This window comes from Chryseobacterium proteolyticum, assembly GCF_046591535.1.
GTDB lineage: Bacteria > Bacteroidota > Bacteroidia > Flavobacteriales > Weeksellaceae > Chryseobacterium > Chryseobacterium proteolyticum.
The window spans coordinates 1,195,534-1,212,212 of sequence record NZ_JBJLWK010000001.1; the positions used below are offsets into that span (position 1 = coordinate 1,195,534).

The 16,679-nt window shown below is 35.1% G+C and carries 10 protein-coding genes, 1 tRNA gene and 4 pseudogenes; 5 read left to right on the plus strand and 10 right to left on the minus strand.

What is annotated here, in order from left to right; genetic code table 11:
• Positions 1-28: 28 nt before the first annotated feature.
• Positions 29-5,924, minus strand: a pseudogene (locus ACJ5H0_RS05635) (alpha-2-macroglobulin family protein).
• Positions 5,925-5,942: 18 nt separating this feature from the next.
• Here ACJ5H0_RS05635 and ACJ5H0_RS05640 point away from each other — a divergent pair.
• The 3 genes and pseudogenes from ACJ5H0_RS05640 to ACJ5H0_RS05650 all read left to right on the plus strand — a co-directional run bounded on the left by ACJ5H0_RS05640 (position 5,943) and on the right by ACJ5H0_RS05650 (position 8,288).
• Positions 5,943-6,608 (plus strand): UbiA prenyltransferase family protein, encoded by a 666-nt coding sequence (locus ACJ5H0_RS05640; protein ID WP_411247947.1) that lies wholly within the window; start codon positions 5,943-5,945, stop codon positions 6,606-6,608.
• Between the two features lie 94 nt (positions 6,609-6,702).
• Positions 6,703-7,783 (plus strand): annotated as a pseudogene (recF, locus tag ACJ5H0_RS05645) (DNA replication/repair protein RecF).
• A 268-nt stretch (positions 7,784-8,051) separates the two neighbouring features.
• The gene (locus ACJ5H0_RS05650) at positions 8,052-8,288 is read left to right on the plus strand and encodes a hypothetical protein (protein ID WP_411248071.1); all 237 of its coding nucleotides are present in this window, start codon (positions 8,052-8,054) and stop codon (positions 8,286-8,288) included.
• Here the strand turns inward: ACJ5H0_RS05650 and ACJ5H0_RS05655 are convergent.
• From ACJ5H0_RS05655 to ACJ5H0_RS05665, 3 genes and pseudogenes are all read right to left on the minus strand, one after another.
• A pseudogene (locus ACJ5H0_RS05655) lies at positions 8,266-10,298 on the minus strand (recombinase). The gene ACJ5H0_RS05650 and the pseudogene ACJ5H0_RS05655 sit on opposite strands and share 23 nt — an antisense overlap.
• A 13-nt stretch (positions 10,299-10,311) precedes the next feature.
• A pseudogene (gene mtgA, locus ACJ5H0_RS05660) lies at positions 10,312-10,955 on the minus strand (monofunctional biosynthetic peptidoglycan transglycosylase).
• 42 nt (positions 10,956-10,997) lie between these two features.
• The gene (locus tag ACJ5H0_RS05665) at positions 10,998-12,044 is read right to left on the minus strand and encodes an ABC transporter substrate-binding protein (protein WP_411247949.1); all 1,047 of its coding nucleotides are present in this window, start codon (positions 12,042-12,044) and stop codon (positions 10,998-11,000) included.
• A 59-nt stretch (positions 12,045-12,103) separates the two neighbouring features.
• On the opposite strand from ACJ5H0_RS05665, the gene ACJ5H0_RS05670 reads away from it, so the two are divergent.
• Positions 12,104-12,177, plus strand: a tRNA-Arg gene (locus tag ACJ5H0_RS05670).
• A gap of 11 nt (positions 12,178-12,188) precedes the next feature.
• On the opposite strand, the gene ACJ5H0_RS05675 is transcribed toward ACJ5H0_RS05670, so the two are convergent.
• The 4 genes from ACJ5H0_RS05675 to ACJ5H0_RS05690 all read right to left on the minus strand — a co-directional run bounded on the left by ACJ5H0_RS05675 (position 12,189) and on the right by ACJ5H0_RS05690 (position 14,448).
• On the minus strand, positions 12,189-13,244 hold the full coding sequence (locus ACJ5H0_RS05675) for a recombinase family protein (RefSeq protein ID WP_411248073.1): 1,056 nt from the start codon (positions 13,242-13,244) through the stop codon (positions 12,189-12,191).
• Entirely contained in the window at positions 13,222-13,713 is a 492-nt protein-coding gene (locus ACJ5H0_RS05680; protein ID WP_411247951.1) for a recombinase family protein, read from the minus strand. The genes ACJ5H0_RS05675 and ACJ5H0_RS05680 overlap by 23 nt, the downstream gene beginning before the upstream one ends.
• 99 nt (positions 13,714-13,812) lie before the next feature.
• Positions 13,813-14,040, minus strand: a complete 228-nt coding sequence (locus tag ACJ5H0_RS05685; protein WP_411247953.1) for a hypothetical protein — start codon at positions 14,038-14,040, stop codon at positions 13,813-13,815.
• 243 nt (positions 14,041-14,283) lie between these two features.
• Positions 14,284-14,448: a hypothetical protein gene (locus ACJ5H0_RS05690; protein WP_411247955.1), complete on the minus strand. Its 165-nt coding sequence runs from the start codon at positions 14,446-14,448 to the stop codon at positions 14,284-14,286.
• 210 nt (positions 14,449-14,658) lie between these two features.
• Between ACJ5H0_RS05690 and ACJ5H0_RS05695 the strand changes: the two genes are divergently transcribed.
• Entirely contained in the window at positions 14,659-14,943 is a 285-nt protein-coding gene (locus ACJ5H0_RS05695) for a hypothetical protein (RefSeq protein ID WP_411247956.1), read from the plus strand.
• A gap of 163 nt (positions 14,944-15,106) precedes the next feature.
• Here the strand turns inward: ACJ5H0_RS05695 and ACJ5H0_RS05700 are convergent, their stop codons facing one another.
• Positions 15,107-15,331, minus strand: a complete 225-nt coding sequence (locus ACJ5H0_RS05700; protein ID WP_411247959.1) for a hypothetical protein — start codon at positions 15,329-15,331, stop codon at positions 15,107-15,109.
• Between the two features lie 77 nt (positions 15,332-15,408).
• Positions 15,409-15,606 carry a GLPGLI family protein gene (locus tag ACJ5H0_RS05705; protein ID WP_411248075.1) on the minus strand — a complete coding sequence of 66 codons (198 nt, stop codon included), beginning with the start codon at positions 15,604-15,606 and terminating at the stop codon, positions 15,409-15,411.
• Positions 15,607-16,679 lie beyond the last annotated feature (1,073 nt).

Consider the following 16,679-nt stretch of genomic DNA (forward strand, 5'->3'; position numbering starts at 1 on the left):
TTTTTTACTGATTCTCTAAAGCCAAAAATCATTCCAAAATTTGAACATTGTCTCCTTTTGTATGAGCATTCATCTGCGGAGCATAGTAATTCTGCATCGTTGTAATACCATTTGAGAACTTTCCGGATGCATTGGCAACATAATCATACTCAAATACATATTTCCCTTTGGGCATATATTGAATATAAAAATTTGTGGACGCATCTTTAGTAGATTGATAATATCCTAAATTATTTTTCCACTGATATCCGGATAATACATTAAGAGGCTCAAATCCGGCTGCTCTCATATCTTTTATATGAATATACTCCATCGCACGGTCGGTATTTAAAATCATTCTTACTGTTACTTTATCCCCTACTTTCAGTGGTGTTCCCACAGCTATTTTCTGTAGCTCTTCACCATTTACTGTTTTCACTTTTTTATAAAGCTCTTTGGTAACAGAGATATAATTTTCTGATGATTTTATTTTATCCAGATCTTCATAATATTGCCAGAACAATCCTCCCTGCACAATTCCGGGACCCGGTTTGGTAACGGTAACCGTAGTCAGGCTTTTATCTACTGCATCCGTTTTCACAGTTGACTTTACATACCCCGTTGCCTGTGTTTGCGGTGCCAGTTCTTTTCCGCCCCAAACAATAGTTGCTTTATCACTTTCAGCACCGGTCCATGATTTTCCTGAATTTAATATCGTGAAAATCACTTCTGAAGTACCCCTTGAGCTTCCCCATGAATTAACTTCCTTCTGTGTTACCAGCCAGATCTTCATATCTTCAATGAACTTCTGATCGTTCGGTTTTAAGGTATTAAAAGCTTCTAATGCACCGGCATGGTTCACAACTTTTGAACTGAACCAGCCCCAGTCATTAAGATTCTGCTTCCAGTACACTCCCTGGGTTTTGGTATCTGTGGAAGTTTCTTTAAGATAGGTCATAAGCTTATCAGAAGTTTCCTTCATTCCATAATCGTTCATCAATAAAGCTGCCCGGTGAAGTCCGAAGAATGTAAAATCAGTGATTTTTGCAGTTTTTGCTTTTTGTTTGACCAATGATTTTAAAGTTGCCCCTTTTCCTTTCAGAGGGTATTGTTTCTCCCAATAGTTACGTGTGTCCAGATAATCCAGGATCCAGTTGTTCCAAACATTTTCTTTCGTATCCACATATTTATTGATCTCGTTATCTACATACTTTATCAATTGGGTTACCATTTCATTTTGCGTTGAACTTTGATAATCCTTGGCAATATCTTTTAACCATAAATTGATTTTACCCAGATTTTTAAGAATATACAATGACACTCCGTAAGAGCTAGGATACCCTGAATACCATGAAAAGCCTCCATCCGGATTTTGCAGTTTTTTGAAATCATCCCAATCCTGATTGATTGAATTTTTCATTGTGTTGGCATCAAACAATAATGCAAGCTTTTGCATCTGCTCCTGCTCATTTTTACTTTCCAGTACCCATGGAGTTTCCTCTAATAGTAACTGCTTTAATTCCTGATTTTTTTCAAGGTTAGAATTCAATAATCCCTTGTTCTGATATTCTTCAAAAATGGTTTTCATCTTTGGGTTTGCTTTGAAAATTTCAGAAGCCAAAACATCAGCAAACCACTTATTAAAGACTACATCAGCTGAACTGTTCTGATCATTTTTCAGGCTTGGAAGGGCAAACATAATTTCCCAGATCGGATTGGTTGTGAGCTCCAGTGTATTTGAAACATTCGTTATTGTTGCTGAATTCGCATCTTGAAGATGATCCAGAACAAAAGTTTTAGTCTCTCCTTCTTTTACAAAAACAGGGACTGCATCTGTTACCAGCATTCTGTTCGGTAAAACAGCAATTGCCTGCTGCTCCCCGTCTGAGAAAGAACCTGCTTTAGCCACTACTTTAAGGATAATAGATGAAACATTATCCGGAACCTTTACTTTCCATGTTGCAACCGAATTTCCGTTTTCACTTACATCAAAGTTCTGGGTTCCTGCATTCAATCCGAATTTTGAAGAAATGTCTTCATTAGTAAATGCATCCAGGATTTGTAAAATAGCAGAACCATTTAATCGCTTATCCGTTAAATTAGAAAGTTTTGTCTGGAGGTTTAATTCATCACCTTCTCTTAAAAATCTTGGATAATTTGGAGTTACGGAAAATTCTTTCTGTGTAACTACTTCTTTCTCCAATGTCGCCGACCTGGCATCTTTTGTGTGAGCCAGAAACATAAGCTTCCATTTCGTAAGCGCTTCCGGAGAAGTAAATTCAAAATTCACATTGCCTTCTGCATCCGTTTTCAGATCCGGATAGAAAAATGCTGTTTCATTCAAATTTTGTCGAACAGGAACTTTTTCCAGAGATTCTTTTGACTGTCCACCTTCTTGATTACTTGTTCCTTTACGAACAACAACGACTTCATTTATTTCAGCCATTGCATCTGCTGCGACTTCCTTAGCAGCAACAGCCGGGGCAGGTAACGCTTTACTGTAAGCAGCATTACCCTTAATTCTTATTCCACTTGCTCTTCCTTCAAGACTCTGAAGAACAGCACCATCATAATAAAGCGAATTGTCAAACCAGTTAAATACCGGTACTTCCACATATTTACCATTCATATATTTCAGTCTCTTCTGATAATATTTTTGCAGAAGATTCTCCCTGATATCGTAAGAGGTTATAATGGTATACGGAATATATAATTTTTCCCAATCGAAGCTGTTGGCTGCAAACTGATCAAGAGACATATCATACATATTGGCCAGAACCTCAGCATTGATCTTCTCCTTATCATTCCCTGAAACTTTTACATACCATTTCTCCTTTACATTAGGCTCCAGTTTATCTCTGAAAGTCACCGTCTCTATTTTAAGAGACTTTTCAGAGTCCTTAATTTTTAAATTGACAGATTCAGTCTGCACATCATTAAATGCAACAATCTGAAATTGAACATTTAAAACAGATACACTTTTATCTTTAGGAATATCTGCTGAATACTCCAGCATTCCGTTTTTCAGCTTATAGCTTTCAGAAAGGGTGCTTCCTGACCCATTCTGAACAAATACATTGACTACGGCATCAGGAACAGCCGAGTACACATAGATCTTTGCTTTTTCACCTCTTCCCCATTCATTTTTAGGTCCGATAACCTTTAGGAATGTTTTCTGACCAGGCTTTAACGCTCCTTTATCCCAAACACTGAAATTCTGTACGGATTTTATGGTATCTTTTCCTTCTATATTATACAATTCCAGCTGGTAATCCCCTGTTTCCAGTTTACCCAGTTCCAGATTGGTTGCCAATTGTTTCTGATCTCCAGATGGTTCCTGTGTTTTGGTAAGAACCACTTTTCCGACTTTCCAATTCTTTAACTCATCATTTTTGTCAAATAAATCATGCGGAAATTTCTTAATGAATTCCTCTTTGCTCAATTTGGGCTGATTCTGAACTTCTCTCAGGAAATTATCCCTGAAGATCCTGTCCGGAGACTCCAGTTTAGAAAGCTTTACCTGATACGATTTTTTAAGATCCTGTTCGTTATAGTTTTTTGTCTCTACTTTCACTTTTACATTCTCATCCGTAAAAGCATTATTAATCTCATTTGCCTTGATATAATGGGATACGGAAGCTACCTTCAATTGTGTATTCGCCGTCTGCGTTTCTCCGTTAATATCCGTTACAGAAGCATTGATCTCATAATTATCGATCTGGATACCTTCCAGTTTTTCATCTTTTTTAAGGTCCAGGCGGATAACAAACTCTCCTTTTTCATTTGTTTTTGCTTCACCCAGGATTGAATTTTCATTATCATCCCCTTCCGGATACCACCAGAAATATCTCCAACGGATGTTGCGTTTTTTGATTTCATAACTCACCGTAGTATTGCTTAAAGCAACACCGGAAAACATCGCTGCCTTTCCTTTGAGTTCTATAGTCTGGCCGTATTTATACTCATCCTTTACAGGATCGAAGGTTACCTCAAATTTTGGTCTCTTATATTCTTCTACCCTTATATCTTTATATCCCTGCGTATTGCCGTCGGTATTCAAATAGAACACCCCATTGAGTTGTCCTTTTGGTAAAATAAAGCTTCCATGATATGATCCGAATTCATTGGTTGTAAAATTTTGTGCAGAGACTTCTTGACCATTGGTATCCACAAGCGTTATTTTTTGTTTCAGGCCTGATACCACCCCTTCCGTTTCTTTATCAACCTTTGTATTGATCACTTTAAAATAGACTGTCTGACCGGGTCTGTAAATTGCACGGTCTGTAAAGATCTGAGCTTTCGAACGGACCTGCTTATTAGGATCATAATTGGAATAATCATCATTCCCATACACCTGCATGATTTGATAATCTTTGGTTTTTGGCTGTTGTATCAAAAATGTCCTGTAGTAATCCTTACTTGATGTTGAAGGAAATTTGAAAACACCTTTATCATTGGTTTTTCCATCAACTTTATTTAAAGTTTTATTGGCTACAAATTCGTAGAATGTAAGATTTTCATTAGCTACAGGTTTTCCGTTTTCGCTGTTTACCAGTTTCAATTCGTTTGAAAGTTGATTTCTGTCTGTTTTCGACTGGTAGATCACCTTGTTGTTTGAAACCAGAAAGTAAAAATTCTGTTTGGCATCATTATCACTGGCGCCAGCCCCTGCAACAAGATACTCAGCAACGTATATACCGGAAGGTAAAGGCTGAATTTCCACTGAGGTTTTATGCATCTGGTAATCTTTAGGATCCGGAAGCTGATAGCTTTCTTTTCTTACCAGGCTTTTTTTCACCTGCCCGAATGTATTTCCATATGAGTTCCTGATATATTGCATGAAAGAAGTAAAATCATCTTTTACTTCGTAAATATTCAATGAAAATTCTGAAACGTTTTTATATTCAGCAACCAGGTGGATAGGAAGATTGGCCTGGGTTTGCTCTTCATATTTGAGAGTAAGATTCGGATTAAGAATCTGATCTTCTTTATTTTTTATATTCTCAAGAAACGGAGATTTCGGATACTGGTTTTTTGCCTGGGCAGCAACTGCTAACGCTTCTTTCGCTTGCTTTTTTACCAGGTATTCATTCATGATCCCTTCCATGATCAATACCTTATAATCTCCTTCGGTATCAGTCTTCAAAAGATTCTGAAGTTGCACCAGTTTATCTTTGCACTGATTGGCATCACAGTTTTCAGAAAGCTTCTGGTGCATAAAATACAACTTTGCATTTCCTTTATTCTGTGCAATTAATTCATCAAAAATTGTATTGACCTGAACCCTGTTTTCGGCAAGCTCATTTTTTGTGAAAATTTCGTTATCCCCCAGAAAGTTGATTTTCCTCAGAGAATACCAATCCCACAATGTTGGAAAATAGATAATATCCTTAGTATTTGAAAATGCACTTTTATATTTATCCAAAGAGATTTTTTTCATTTGCTCTTTCTGCTGGTCAAGATCTTTGAAGTTTTTCGTCAGATAATTTTTAAAATCCAGCTTGCTCCAGGTTTCAATCTGAGAAACGTCCTGAGAGTTCAGGTTCGTCCGTCCATTAATCTCCCAGGAGTGCCGTTTATAATAATCCTGAAAAAAACTACTTAAGAGTACATCATATACCACCCTTTCATCACCTTTCAGCTGCTTTTGTGTATCCTGAAGCTTAGCGAAGAATTTAGAAGCGGAATTATTCTGATCATCGTCAGTCGTTTGATTTACAATACTAAATTCTGCTTTGAGGGATCTGATCAGCTGCAGTGTATTATTTTCTTTCATAGCTTGTTTTTGTATGTCTAAAACAATGGGAAGATTCGATTTGTACGCTCCTTTCTGGCTGTTGTCAGCAATTTTTTTTCCACTGATCGTCGTAGTATTTCTGTGCAAAAACTGCTGAGAAATTCAGCATTAAAAGCAAAAGCATAAAAACCTTGGAAAATCTTTTCATAAATGTTATTTTTGATAAATGAATTTCTTAAAAATACTGAAAAAATATGTCATAGACAGTCAAATTTATGTCTCCGTAATGGGAACTCTTTTTGCAGTATTTTTCATGAAAGAGCAAAACACATTCCGTTTCCCTTCCGTTTTCTTAATTTTTATCACGTATTTCAGTGGTTATCTTTACACTAAGTATCAATACACTAAGCATTTCTTTAAAATATTAATTTTAAATGCTATAGCCGGCGTAATTTGTGCATTTCTCATCATCCATAATCACAATGAAATAAGATTAATCAAATGGTTTATCATAGTCGTCCTCGGATTGTTATATAATAGCTTTTTTCTGGACGTTTATATAAGAAAAATCCCTTTACTGAAGGTCTTTTATGTGGGACTGGTATGGGCACTGGTAAATTGCTGGCTTACATTACCGGAATTCAGCCTTTCCATATTTCTGATCAGCTTCTTTTTTATTACGGCGCTTGTCCTTCCTTTTGATATCAGGGATATGAAAAGTGACAGGGTGCAAACCTTTCCCAAACTGATCGGTACCCAGAATACAAAATACATAGCTTATCTTTTGGTTTTTATAAGTAGCCTGCTGGCTTCTTTTTATCTGGATCCGCCCTACGCAGTTTCTTTTTTTTCTGGCCAGTGTGATCACCTATATCCTGATCTACTATTCTGAAAACAAAAGAGATGAGGCTTATTTTTCTTTTGGGGTAGAAACCTGTTCTGCACTTCCCTTTTTATTTTTGGGAATAATGAAGTATTTTTGACAAATGATTATTAAGAAACTTTCTCTGTACAATTTCAAGAACCATGCTGAGAAAAAATTTGAATTCTCCCCTCAAATCAACTGTTTTGTAGGTAACAATGGTGTGGGAAAAACCAACATCCTGGATGCCCTCCACTATTTATCCGTGGGAAAAAGTTTCTTAGGGAACACCGATCTTAATAACATAAAAAAGGAGGAAGACTTTTTCACCATTGATGCCGAAGTTCAGAATGATGATAGTGAGGATACTTTAAAAATATCGCAGCCCAAAGAGGCTAAAAAGATCATTAAAAAAAAATGATAAAAGCTATGACCGGATGTCTGACCATATCGGTTACCTGCCAAGTGTAATGATCTCTCCCTATGATTCCAATCTGATTTCGGATTCAGGGGAAAGCCGCCGGAAGTTTTTAGATTCTATGATCTGCCAGACTGATTCGGGATATCTTTTTGACCTCATCCAGTATCAGAAAATCATCCAGCAAAGAAATGCCTTATTAAAGTATTTTGCCAAGAACAGAGTATTCGATAAAGATTCCCTCGAGATTTATGATGCTCCTATCCATAATCACGGAACTAAAATTTTTGAGAAAAGAAAAGAATTCGTTTCCCAACTCAATCCTATTGTTCAAAACTTTTATCAGATTATTTCCGGAGGTAAGGAAATGGTATCCGTAATCTACGAATCTCATCTATTGGAATCTTCATTCGAAAATTTACTTAAGGAAAGCCTGGAAAGAGACAGAATGCTGACGTATACTTCCAGAGGAATTCATAAGGATGACCTGCTTTTCGAAATGGATGCCGCACTGATTAAAAAGATAGGATCCCAGGGCCAGCAAAAATCCTTTCTTATTTCGCTCAAACTTGCCCAAATGAGTCTCGTAAAAGAGCTTACCGGTAAAACGCCTATTCTTTTACTGGATGATATTTTTGATAAGCTGGACGACCATCGCGTGGCACAACTTATTGAGTTGGTCAATAAAGAAAATTTTGGGCAGATTTTTATTACAGACACCCATAGGGAAAGAACGGAAAGTGTAGTTAAGAAAATAAATGAGGAAAGTATAATTTTTGAAATCTGATGTGGGAAACAAAATAGGAAGTTCAGAATGCGGGTTAGAATAAAATTGCTTTTGATCTCCTCTTAAAAACACATAAAAACTCACTTTTCTTTATCAAGCATGAACGTATTAGAGAAAACAGAAACGAAAATATATCATACATTACCCCTAAAAAAATAAAAACTTAATCTACAAATTCTAATACATAATCCTAACCTCGGATCTAAAACAATGAAACGAAAAAAAAAGAGAATTTCAATCATCTGACCTTGTTAAATCCTTTGCCAGAATACACGGCTTTGAGGATAAATTGATCGCATTTGAAATCAAGGATTTTCTGGAAGATTATCTTGATGAAAGTCTTTTTCAGGAAATCAGAAGTGTAGGGATTCATGACCAATGTATTGTGATCAAAATAGATTCCCCTCTTTTAAAAAATGATTTTAAGATGCGGAGAAGTTTTTACCTGAAGAAATTCCAGGATAAATTTGGTCATGAGAAGTTTAATGATCTTCAGATTTTGTAGATATGGTATTGTTCATCAGGTCATCCGCATGTTTATCCAGCCTTGAACTTAAAGGGAAAAAGAACTTAAACGGATGACTTAAAAAAATACCTGAATATTTCTTTATAAATCTCACTTACCTGTCCGAAATTCAGCTTTCTGGAACGGAACGCTAAAAACATAGACAGCCCGAAGCTTACCAGGAAGTTAAAGAATCCGATTAAGAATACCGTAAAGAAGGAAATCCAGAATGTGTAGGCATCCACAGAGAAATCTTTTCCATATAATCCAAGTGCCAGATTTCCTGCAGCAAAGGTAATGTGCCGGATATCCAGATCCAAACCAAAAAATAAACCTACCGGAGCAGTAGCACCGAGGAAAACCCCGAACCAAAAATTAGATATAATTCCCGGCCAGTTCTTAGCATAGTATTTAGAAAGGTTTTTGGCAAATTTAACCCCGAATAATTTTCTGATGGATATATTTTTTGCGATCCTTTCAGGGATCTGGTAAAATACGGAGTTGTTTCCTATATTTCCCGAAATAATTCCTGAGATGAAAAGATAGAAACCTGCAATACTTGCATGCAAAATAGCTTTTGACTGAAAAGGATCCAGGTCTTTAAGCAGCTTGTCGGATCTGTCGACAGCCAGGTTTTGGGAGAAAAAAAACATCAAGCCCATAAATAATAGCCAGAGCTATCGGAAATGATAACGCTACATTTCCCACAAAAGCAATAAACTGACTTCTGAATAGTTTAGAGACAAGATGTGCAAATTCAGTGTTATTTCTTTTGCTGTTGCCTTCTTCAGCAAGTACTTTAGTCATAGTTGCAGCAGTCATCGCCGGCTGCTTGGTTGCTAAAGTAAATCCCATCAGGTAGATCATAACGAATCCCATGGCATAATTCATAGAATATAAAAATGCGTGGGAAAAATCACTTCCCGGAATATATCCATACAACATTTTCAACACACAGAGTGCTCCTACGATAATTCCACCACCACTGGCTTTATAGAACATTTTCATATATTCTTTCCTGGTGGAGGTAATATAATGTGATCCGGCTTCTGCCGTATGATTTGTAATAAGATGGGAAATCAGTCTTGTACTGTCATTAATAAGCTCTGCTATATTATTCTTATGGGATTTATACCGGAGAATATTAAACATCAGCTGTTTGGATTTGATAATCACATCTTCATCACCATTGATGACCAAAAGCTTAATGATTTCATTAATTCTTTCAATCTGCTGACGGATTTTCAGAAGTGACTGATTGATCTTCCCTGAAATTCCATATTTGGAAGAGTTTTTAAAAGCTATATTAACAAACTCATGACATTGCTGGATGTAGATCTTGATCTGCTTGTAGCTGCTGTCTTTTGAGTGAAGCTGCAATCCGGGGTCGGCTTCCAGTTCTGCAGCAAGGCTTTCCAGCTCGTTTTGTAAAGCGAGAAAAGGATTATCAAAATTCCTGTATTCTGGAGCCATTCTCACCACTTCCACCTCCATAGCCATTCCTGTAACACGCCAGGAAAGGATATTCATCGAGAAAATAAGCTCTCTTTTAACATTATTTTTTATAATAAAATCAGAAATCCCTAAAATAATGAGGAACTCATTGACTTCATTTTCAGGAAGATTGTGAAGATATTCAAGATCTTTCTTTGGTCTCAGGCTGATATTATCGATAAGATACCATACCGTTTTCTCCTTTTCTACAGGAGGAAGGACTTTATTAAGGATCCTTTTTTTCAGTTCCGGTAAAAAGGCATTTTCAGAAAGTATATTTGCCTCTGTAAGGGAAAGGTTAAAAGGCCTTCCCTCAAAAATATTGTAGATATAATGCTTAAAATTGGCTGTAAAATCCGGATTACTTTTAAAGAAATTGAGGACATCTGTAAAATCAGCTCTCTTAATGCTTTCCAAAAACTCGGCAAACGGTTCTAAGGAAAGAGTTTCGTTCTTAAAAGAAAAATATTTTTTAAGAACGGTTTCAAAATTTGTGCTGGAATTGAAAAATTTCATTAGTACAAAGATACTATTTCAAACTTACATTTCTCATTTGTCTTAAAATCCAGTTGTGTTTCCTTGTCAGGTAGGCTGAAGGATTTTTAGGGTCATACTCTTTAGGGTTTGGCAAAACAGCCGCTATCCAGGCCGCTTCCGAACTTGTTAAGTCTTTAGACGACTTCCCGAAATAATATTCGGATGCAGCTTCTACTCCAAATACCCCACGTCCCATTTCAATGGAATTAAGGTATCTTTCCAGAATAATGTCCTTACCCCATACTTTCTCAATGATAAAGGTGTAGACAGCTTCTAATCCTTTCCTGATCCAGCTTCTTCCCTGCCAGAGGAAAATATTTTTAGCCGTCTGCTGGGAATGGTGCTTCCGCCTCTTACTTTTTTTCCTTTTTCATTATGTTTCATCGCTTTTTCAATAGCCACATAATCGAAGCCGTTGTGTGTAAAAAACTTCTGATCCTCAGAAGCAATGACCGCCTTCTTCACATTATTACCCATTTCATCATAGGAAATGTAATCCCTTTGTAATTTTCCATACTGGAACAGGCCTCCGATTTGAGTAATTGTAATGGGTGGATTAAAGAATCTGCCCCATATAATGAACACCACATTCAAAATCAGAATGATAAACAACAGTTGTTTTATTTTTTTCCACATACCTTTAAAAAAAGCACTACAAAAATAAACAAATCCTCCGAGTTATTGCAATTCTTTCATATAGACCAGCTGATATCCCGGGAGAAGTTCGGGATGGAAAATCTTAATATAGTCTTTCAGTACCCAATCCGATCTTACCACACCACTTTCAAAAAAGTCATTGGCTTTTTTGATTTCCCTTCCCGAAATACTGTATATTTTCCCTTTCGAAAATACTCCCAGCTTACTGTAAAAAGGATTTATATTCAGCATTTCTTTTTTTGAAGTATGGTTTCCTGCATTGATCCAATACTGAACTTTATCAGACTTTGAGAAAACTTCCTCAAAACTCATGGTCACAGCTTTTTCCTCATTATTATTTTTCAGGATATATTCTGCATTGGCATCTGAAATAAAGTTCGCTACAGACGTTTTTCCTCCGGGTAAATACCAAACATCTCCATACATCTCATTGGCAAGAACTACCGGCATATCCTTTGCGGTTAAGGCAAGTTTTTTTAATTCGTTATAGTTCTTTTCAATTTCAGCGTATTTGGCTTCTGCTTCTTTTTCTTTTCCAAAAAGTTTTCCGAACACTTTCAGGTATGCTGTTTTTTCAAGTGCTTTCTGCTCAAGGTACTCATCAAAAAAGACAACCTGAATTCCGTTATTTTTTAATAACTGATAGGTATTTTCGAAGCTTGCAATATAGTTGGTGAAAACGGCATCCGGTTGTAAGGAAATAATCTTCTCCACATCGTATTTCTGATCACTTCCTACATTCTGGATCTTCCCTTCTTTAAGCAATCCCTGAATTTTTTCCGAATAAATATATTCGGGACTTGAAATCCCTACGACCAGATTTTCCGCATCCAAAGCTGAAACATATCCCATCAAACTGGCGTTGAGAAGGACCACTTTTTTAAATGGAACCTGATTATTTTTGAAATCATAGGTATAATTCCCCGACTTGATGTGTAAAATATTAGCTTCATCCTTGTATTGAAGCTTTTTTGAGATAACCGTCCAATCATCGGATGAAATTTTTTGCTCTCTTTTACAGGAAATTAGAGTACAAAACGCAAATAGTAGTAAAATTCTTAGTTTCATATTTCAAAGAAAAGAAAAAAGTGCTATATTTGCAAACCTTTAAACGATAAGGATACAATGGCCTCGTGGCGCAACTGAATAGCGCATCTGATTACGGCTCAGAAGGTTACAGGTTTGAATCCTGTCGAGGTCACAAGACGGGGATTAAGATTTTTCAAATTTTGATCCCCTCTTTTTTTTTCCACCTAATTCCTTCTTAATCAAGAAAATACTTTTAGCAAAACTATTCATTTTAGCGGTTCGAAAACTAGTTCCGTCAAAAGTTAACTTTTCAGGAAATATCGAACCAACAATCGCGCGTTTATCAATCAAATTGGCATTTCTATAACGATCTGCTACATTTATTACAGCATCTAATGCCAAAGAAAGTTTTGTTTCAATTTCACTCTCTGGGCTTTTTTTTATCAAACCTAACTTTTCTTTTAATTCGTCCAGTTCAACCTTATACCTATTCTTAATGTCTCTAAAATCATCCTCATCGATTTTATCAGATAAAAACATATCTCTTGCTTTTGAGATTCTTTCATTTAGAGCGTTGATTCTATTTGTAATAATAGATCTTTCATCCTTTATCGTTGATGAAACACTTTTAAAATTTTGTAGAATTATCGTATTTAAAATTTTTCTAATACCAGGCCGGAACTCATATTTTGAAAGTTCACTTTCAAATAGTTCATTAACTAAATCAGAATTATGTCTAAATCCACAGGCAGAACTGCAATGATAATAGTAGTAGTGCTTTTTTCTTCCTTTCGAACCGCTCGCAGTAAGATTGTTTCCACATGTAGGACAGAGCAAAATTCCTCGCAAAGGGTATCTTTCATCATTAATTGCTTTTCCTCCTGGCAGCCTCAGGTCCTTGGTCCCTTTTCGTCGTAAAACATTTTGGACCTTCATAAAGAGCTCTTCTGATATTAACGGCTCGTGTTTTCCCTCCACTATTTTCTCCTCTTCTTTTCCATTAGCACGTAATAATAGCTTCCCACAATAAGCTACATTCTTTAAGGCTTCCATAAAAGCATTTAAAGAAATATTCCTCCCATCACGTTTATTCATTTCAACACGCACTATAGCTGTAGGTAAATGACCTTTGGCCACTTGTTTAAATGCCCATATTATATTAGAAGCTTCCGGCTCCTTTATGGCAACATATTTCCTTCCATCTTCTGTGCATTTATTAATATAGCCATAAGGAGCAATTCCTCATCCTACCTTCCTTTATTGCTCTTCTCATCCCATTTGTTACATTCAGGGCTCTTCGATCGTTTTCAACTTCAGGTGTGGATAAATAAATTGCTAACAACACCTTATTTTCAGGAATACTCAAATCCAAAGATTGCTCAATGGCCTGAGGAGTGATATTTTTCTTTTTAAGATAACCGATCATCTGATATGCGTCACTTGTATTTCTACTAAATCTGTCCCATTTCGTAAAAAGCAGTAACCGTCCTTCCTTCTCTGCTTTCCTCCGGCTAAATTCAAGCATATATTTTTTCCATTCAGGACGTTCAAAAGACTTTGCTGAATGATCTTCAAAAATCACCTTACCAATTGTTAATCCGGTTCGAAAGCAATGACTGCGCAGCCTCTCCTCTTGATCTCTTTGTGAATACCCTTTATCCGCCTGTTCATCCGTAGAAACCCTTATATACAAATCAGCAATAGCCATAATGGAAAAAATTTAAAATTGGAAATCAATATAAAATCAGACGATACTGTAACAAATTGATTATTAAATTATTTTAGAGAACTAAAATACAAAAAAGATTTATTTAGCAGAGAAAACCTCTTTCAAAGTTATTTTTGCTATAATGTTCAGAAGCTGCATTAGCTCAGTTACCTCTTCGGCAGTTAAATCAAAACCAGAATTTATCAACATTTTCTCTGACTGCTCCAATGTCAATTCTTCAAATTTCATAATAGGTTCCAGCTCAAATTTCTCTGTGCAGTTCCCTGTATGATTTTTTAAAGATTTTTTCCTTTTGTTAGCAGCCATCTTATATATTCTAAAAGCAGAAATGAATATATTTAGCTGAAAATAAAACGGATGTTGGATCGTGTGCAAAGGGGTAAATTAACCTATAGTTTCCTATTAATTATAAAAAATAGGATTAAAAATACGGGTGGTTTTCTTCTCATAAAACCATCCGTATTCTTGTAAGGTTATATCGAGATTTCTTGACCAATATCTAAATGATAATAAGATCAATATCTATATTTGATTGATAAAATATGATATCTAATTTAACATTTTAATCTTATCAATGAGGGAATAAAAATCGTAATCAATTCGTCTTTTATCAAAACCACTGATTGCCGAAATCAAATTTTCGTTTTTTTCATTGGAAACCCATCCCAGTATATCTACCCCCATATTAAGCCCACCACGCTTTGATTGCAACATTACTACCGTACTTCAATCGTAAAGATTACATTTTTAAATTTGAGCCATCTGATTGGATTCAACTTCCAGATGGCCACTTCCACATGAATGTTCCTTACAAAGTCCATGGAATAGAAAACCCAAAAGCAGAACTTTATGTTATTATTAATAATTCGTTATCGCATGTAACCGGATCTATTAATGTGGAACCAAATAATGATATTTTAACTAATGTTAATAGTATTGCATATAAAGGCGAAGTCCAAATTACAGATTAAATTATTTACCTTTGCTCCCATGGAAAACATTGATGAAATAGAAGCTGAAATAATTGAAATCGTCAGAGAGAAATTTAAGAAAGATGGCGGATCTAATGGAGTAACTTGTGGGTCTTTTGATCACATTTTAAACTTATCGATTGAAGAAAGAAACGCTTTTCTGTATCGAATGGCCAAGGAAAGGAAAATTGCAATTTTTGACAGCCTTAATATGAGGCGAGTAACAATGCCTAAATAAGATAAAGCCCCTAATTACAGTTTTTTTCATTCTCAAATTTCAAGTTAGATTATTCTATAAAAAAATACTAAAACGCTGCATTTTTTTTTGATATTCCTACATAAAAAAAAAACATCTGCTATAAAAACAGATGTTTTTTATTACAATAGAAAAATCACAAATCTTACTTGGTTTGATTTTCCCATTCAAATTGTTTTTCAACACCATACCTAAGGCTAACAATTTTATCAGAACTATCCGCTACTTGTGCTTTATTCATAAACTTACTAGTTTTCTCGTCCTTAAGCCTTGCAAAATCATTCATTTGAACTTTGACGTAGGTGTCAAATTGTGGATTAAATTCTATTTTTTCCTTGTAGGCAGAATCAACTTTAACCGCCTTCCACAAATCATAGTTTTTTCCATCAACCCTAACATCAAGAATTGCTCCTGGAAGTCCGAAAAACTTAAATGGACCTATGGTATTTATTTTGTAAAATATGCTGTTATTGGTGAACCTCTGAAAATAGTGGTTGCTTTAAAACAATTGTAACCTAGTATCTTTTTAGAAGACTTATCATCTATAGACCACTGAATGTACGGAACTTTGTGATGTATAAAATAGTCATTGTCATTCTCTATGTATTGAGTATAAAAAAAAATCTCTATCCTTACTGTCTGAATTTATTTTAGATATAAAATAGAAATCTTTAGGCTTATTTCCTTTATCATAACCAGGAGTGTTAAACATTATTTTACCGTCCTGTTTTGACAAAATATTTACTTCATCACTGTAAAGGTCCTCGTTTACGTTAGCTATAGGAGAATGGACATTCAGATATTGTATATGAACTATTTTTTGAGAATATAAAATTCCTAAAATCGAGATAAGAATTATAAAAAAAAATCGTTTCATAAGTACTAATTTACATCGCCACTTATTTCAACTCTATACCCTTATGCTCTAAGATCTGCAATTATTCCGACTTGGTAAGCCATATATGATTCTATGGTAGGTTGATTCGAGGTATATAATTGTTGCCCTGTAATTTCCCCCATGCTATTGTAGAAAGTCACAGTTACTCCACATAATTGAAACATAATTCCAATATCCGTAAGTTTTTCAAGTTTAACTTCCACTGTATTTTCAACAGTGCTCTTTGCATTAACAAGTCCAGCAACTCCAAAAGCTGCTAAAAGAATGATTTTTTTTTAATTTTAATTTGAATTTGGGTTATAAGTTTATTTTTTGCAATGAAAAGATAATATTACAAATAAATTTTCGTTCTCAATTATGGAAACCCATAATTAAGTAAGCAATTTAAATACTTAACATTTAACAAATTAAATTATTGTAACATTTCCAAAATATTTATTGATACAATTTGTAACAATTGGTGTTTTTTGATGATTCATGGGCATAAAAAGCGTATCCGAATACAAGCTAAAAAGCATTATGCTTTGTAAGTTACAAATACATTGAATTATAAATTTACAAGATCTATTCAAAATAATAATGTGATTATGATCATAAACTATCTTATCATAAACTCCTAAGTTTGAAAAGGATAAAATCTAATAACTTTCATTATTTTGTGGCAAACTTCCTCGGACCGGGGAAGTTTTTAATGCAAAGTCCCCAACCGAAGTTGGGGATAAAAAAACACAAATAGTGACTAAAAAATCACAAGGCTTTTAAAGATAATAAAAATTCAGATTATAAAAATTCAAAAAAAAACTATAGGTACCACACGACA

Excerpts from the sequence above, each read along its gene's own strand:
- ACJ5H0_RS05680 (WP_411247951.1), bottom strand. The coding sequence starts at position 13,713 with ATGGCTATTGCTGATTTGTATATAAGGGTTTCTACGGATGAACAGGCG.
- ACJ5H0_RS05685 (WP_411247953.1), bottom strand. The coding sequence starts at position 14,040 with ATGGCTGCTAACAAAAGGAAAAAATCTTTAAAAAATCATACAGGGAAC.
- ACJ5H0_RS05665 (WP_411247949.1), bottom strand. The coding sequence starts at position 12,044 with ATGAAACTAAGAATTTTACTACTATTTGCGTTTTGTACTCTAATTTCC.
- ACJ5H0_RS05690 (WP_411247955.1), bottom strand. The coding sequence starts at position 14,448 with ATGTTGCAATCAAAGCGTGGTGGGCTTAATATGGGGGTAGATATACTG.
- ACJ5H0_RS05640 (WP_411247947.1), top strand. The coding sequence starts at position 5,943 with ATGAATTTCTTAAAAATACTGAAAAAATATGTCATAGACAGTCAAATT.
- ACJ5H0_RS05695 (WP_411247956.1), top strand. The coding sequence starts at position 14,659 with ATGTTAATAGTATTGCATATAAAGGCGAAGTCCAAATTACAGATTAAA.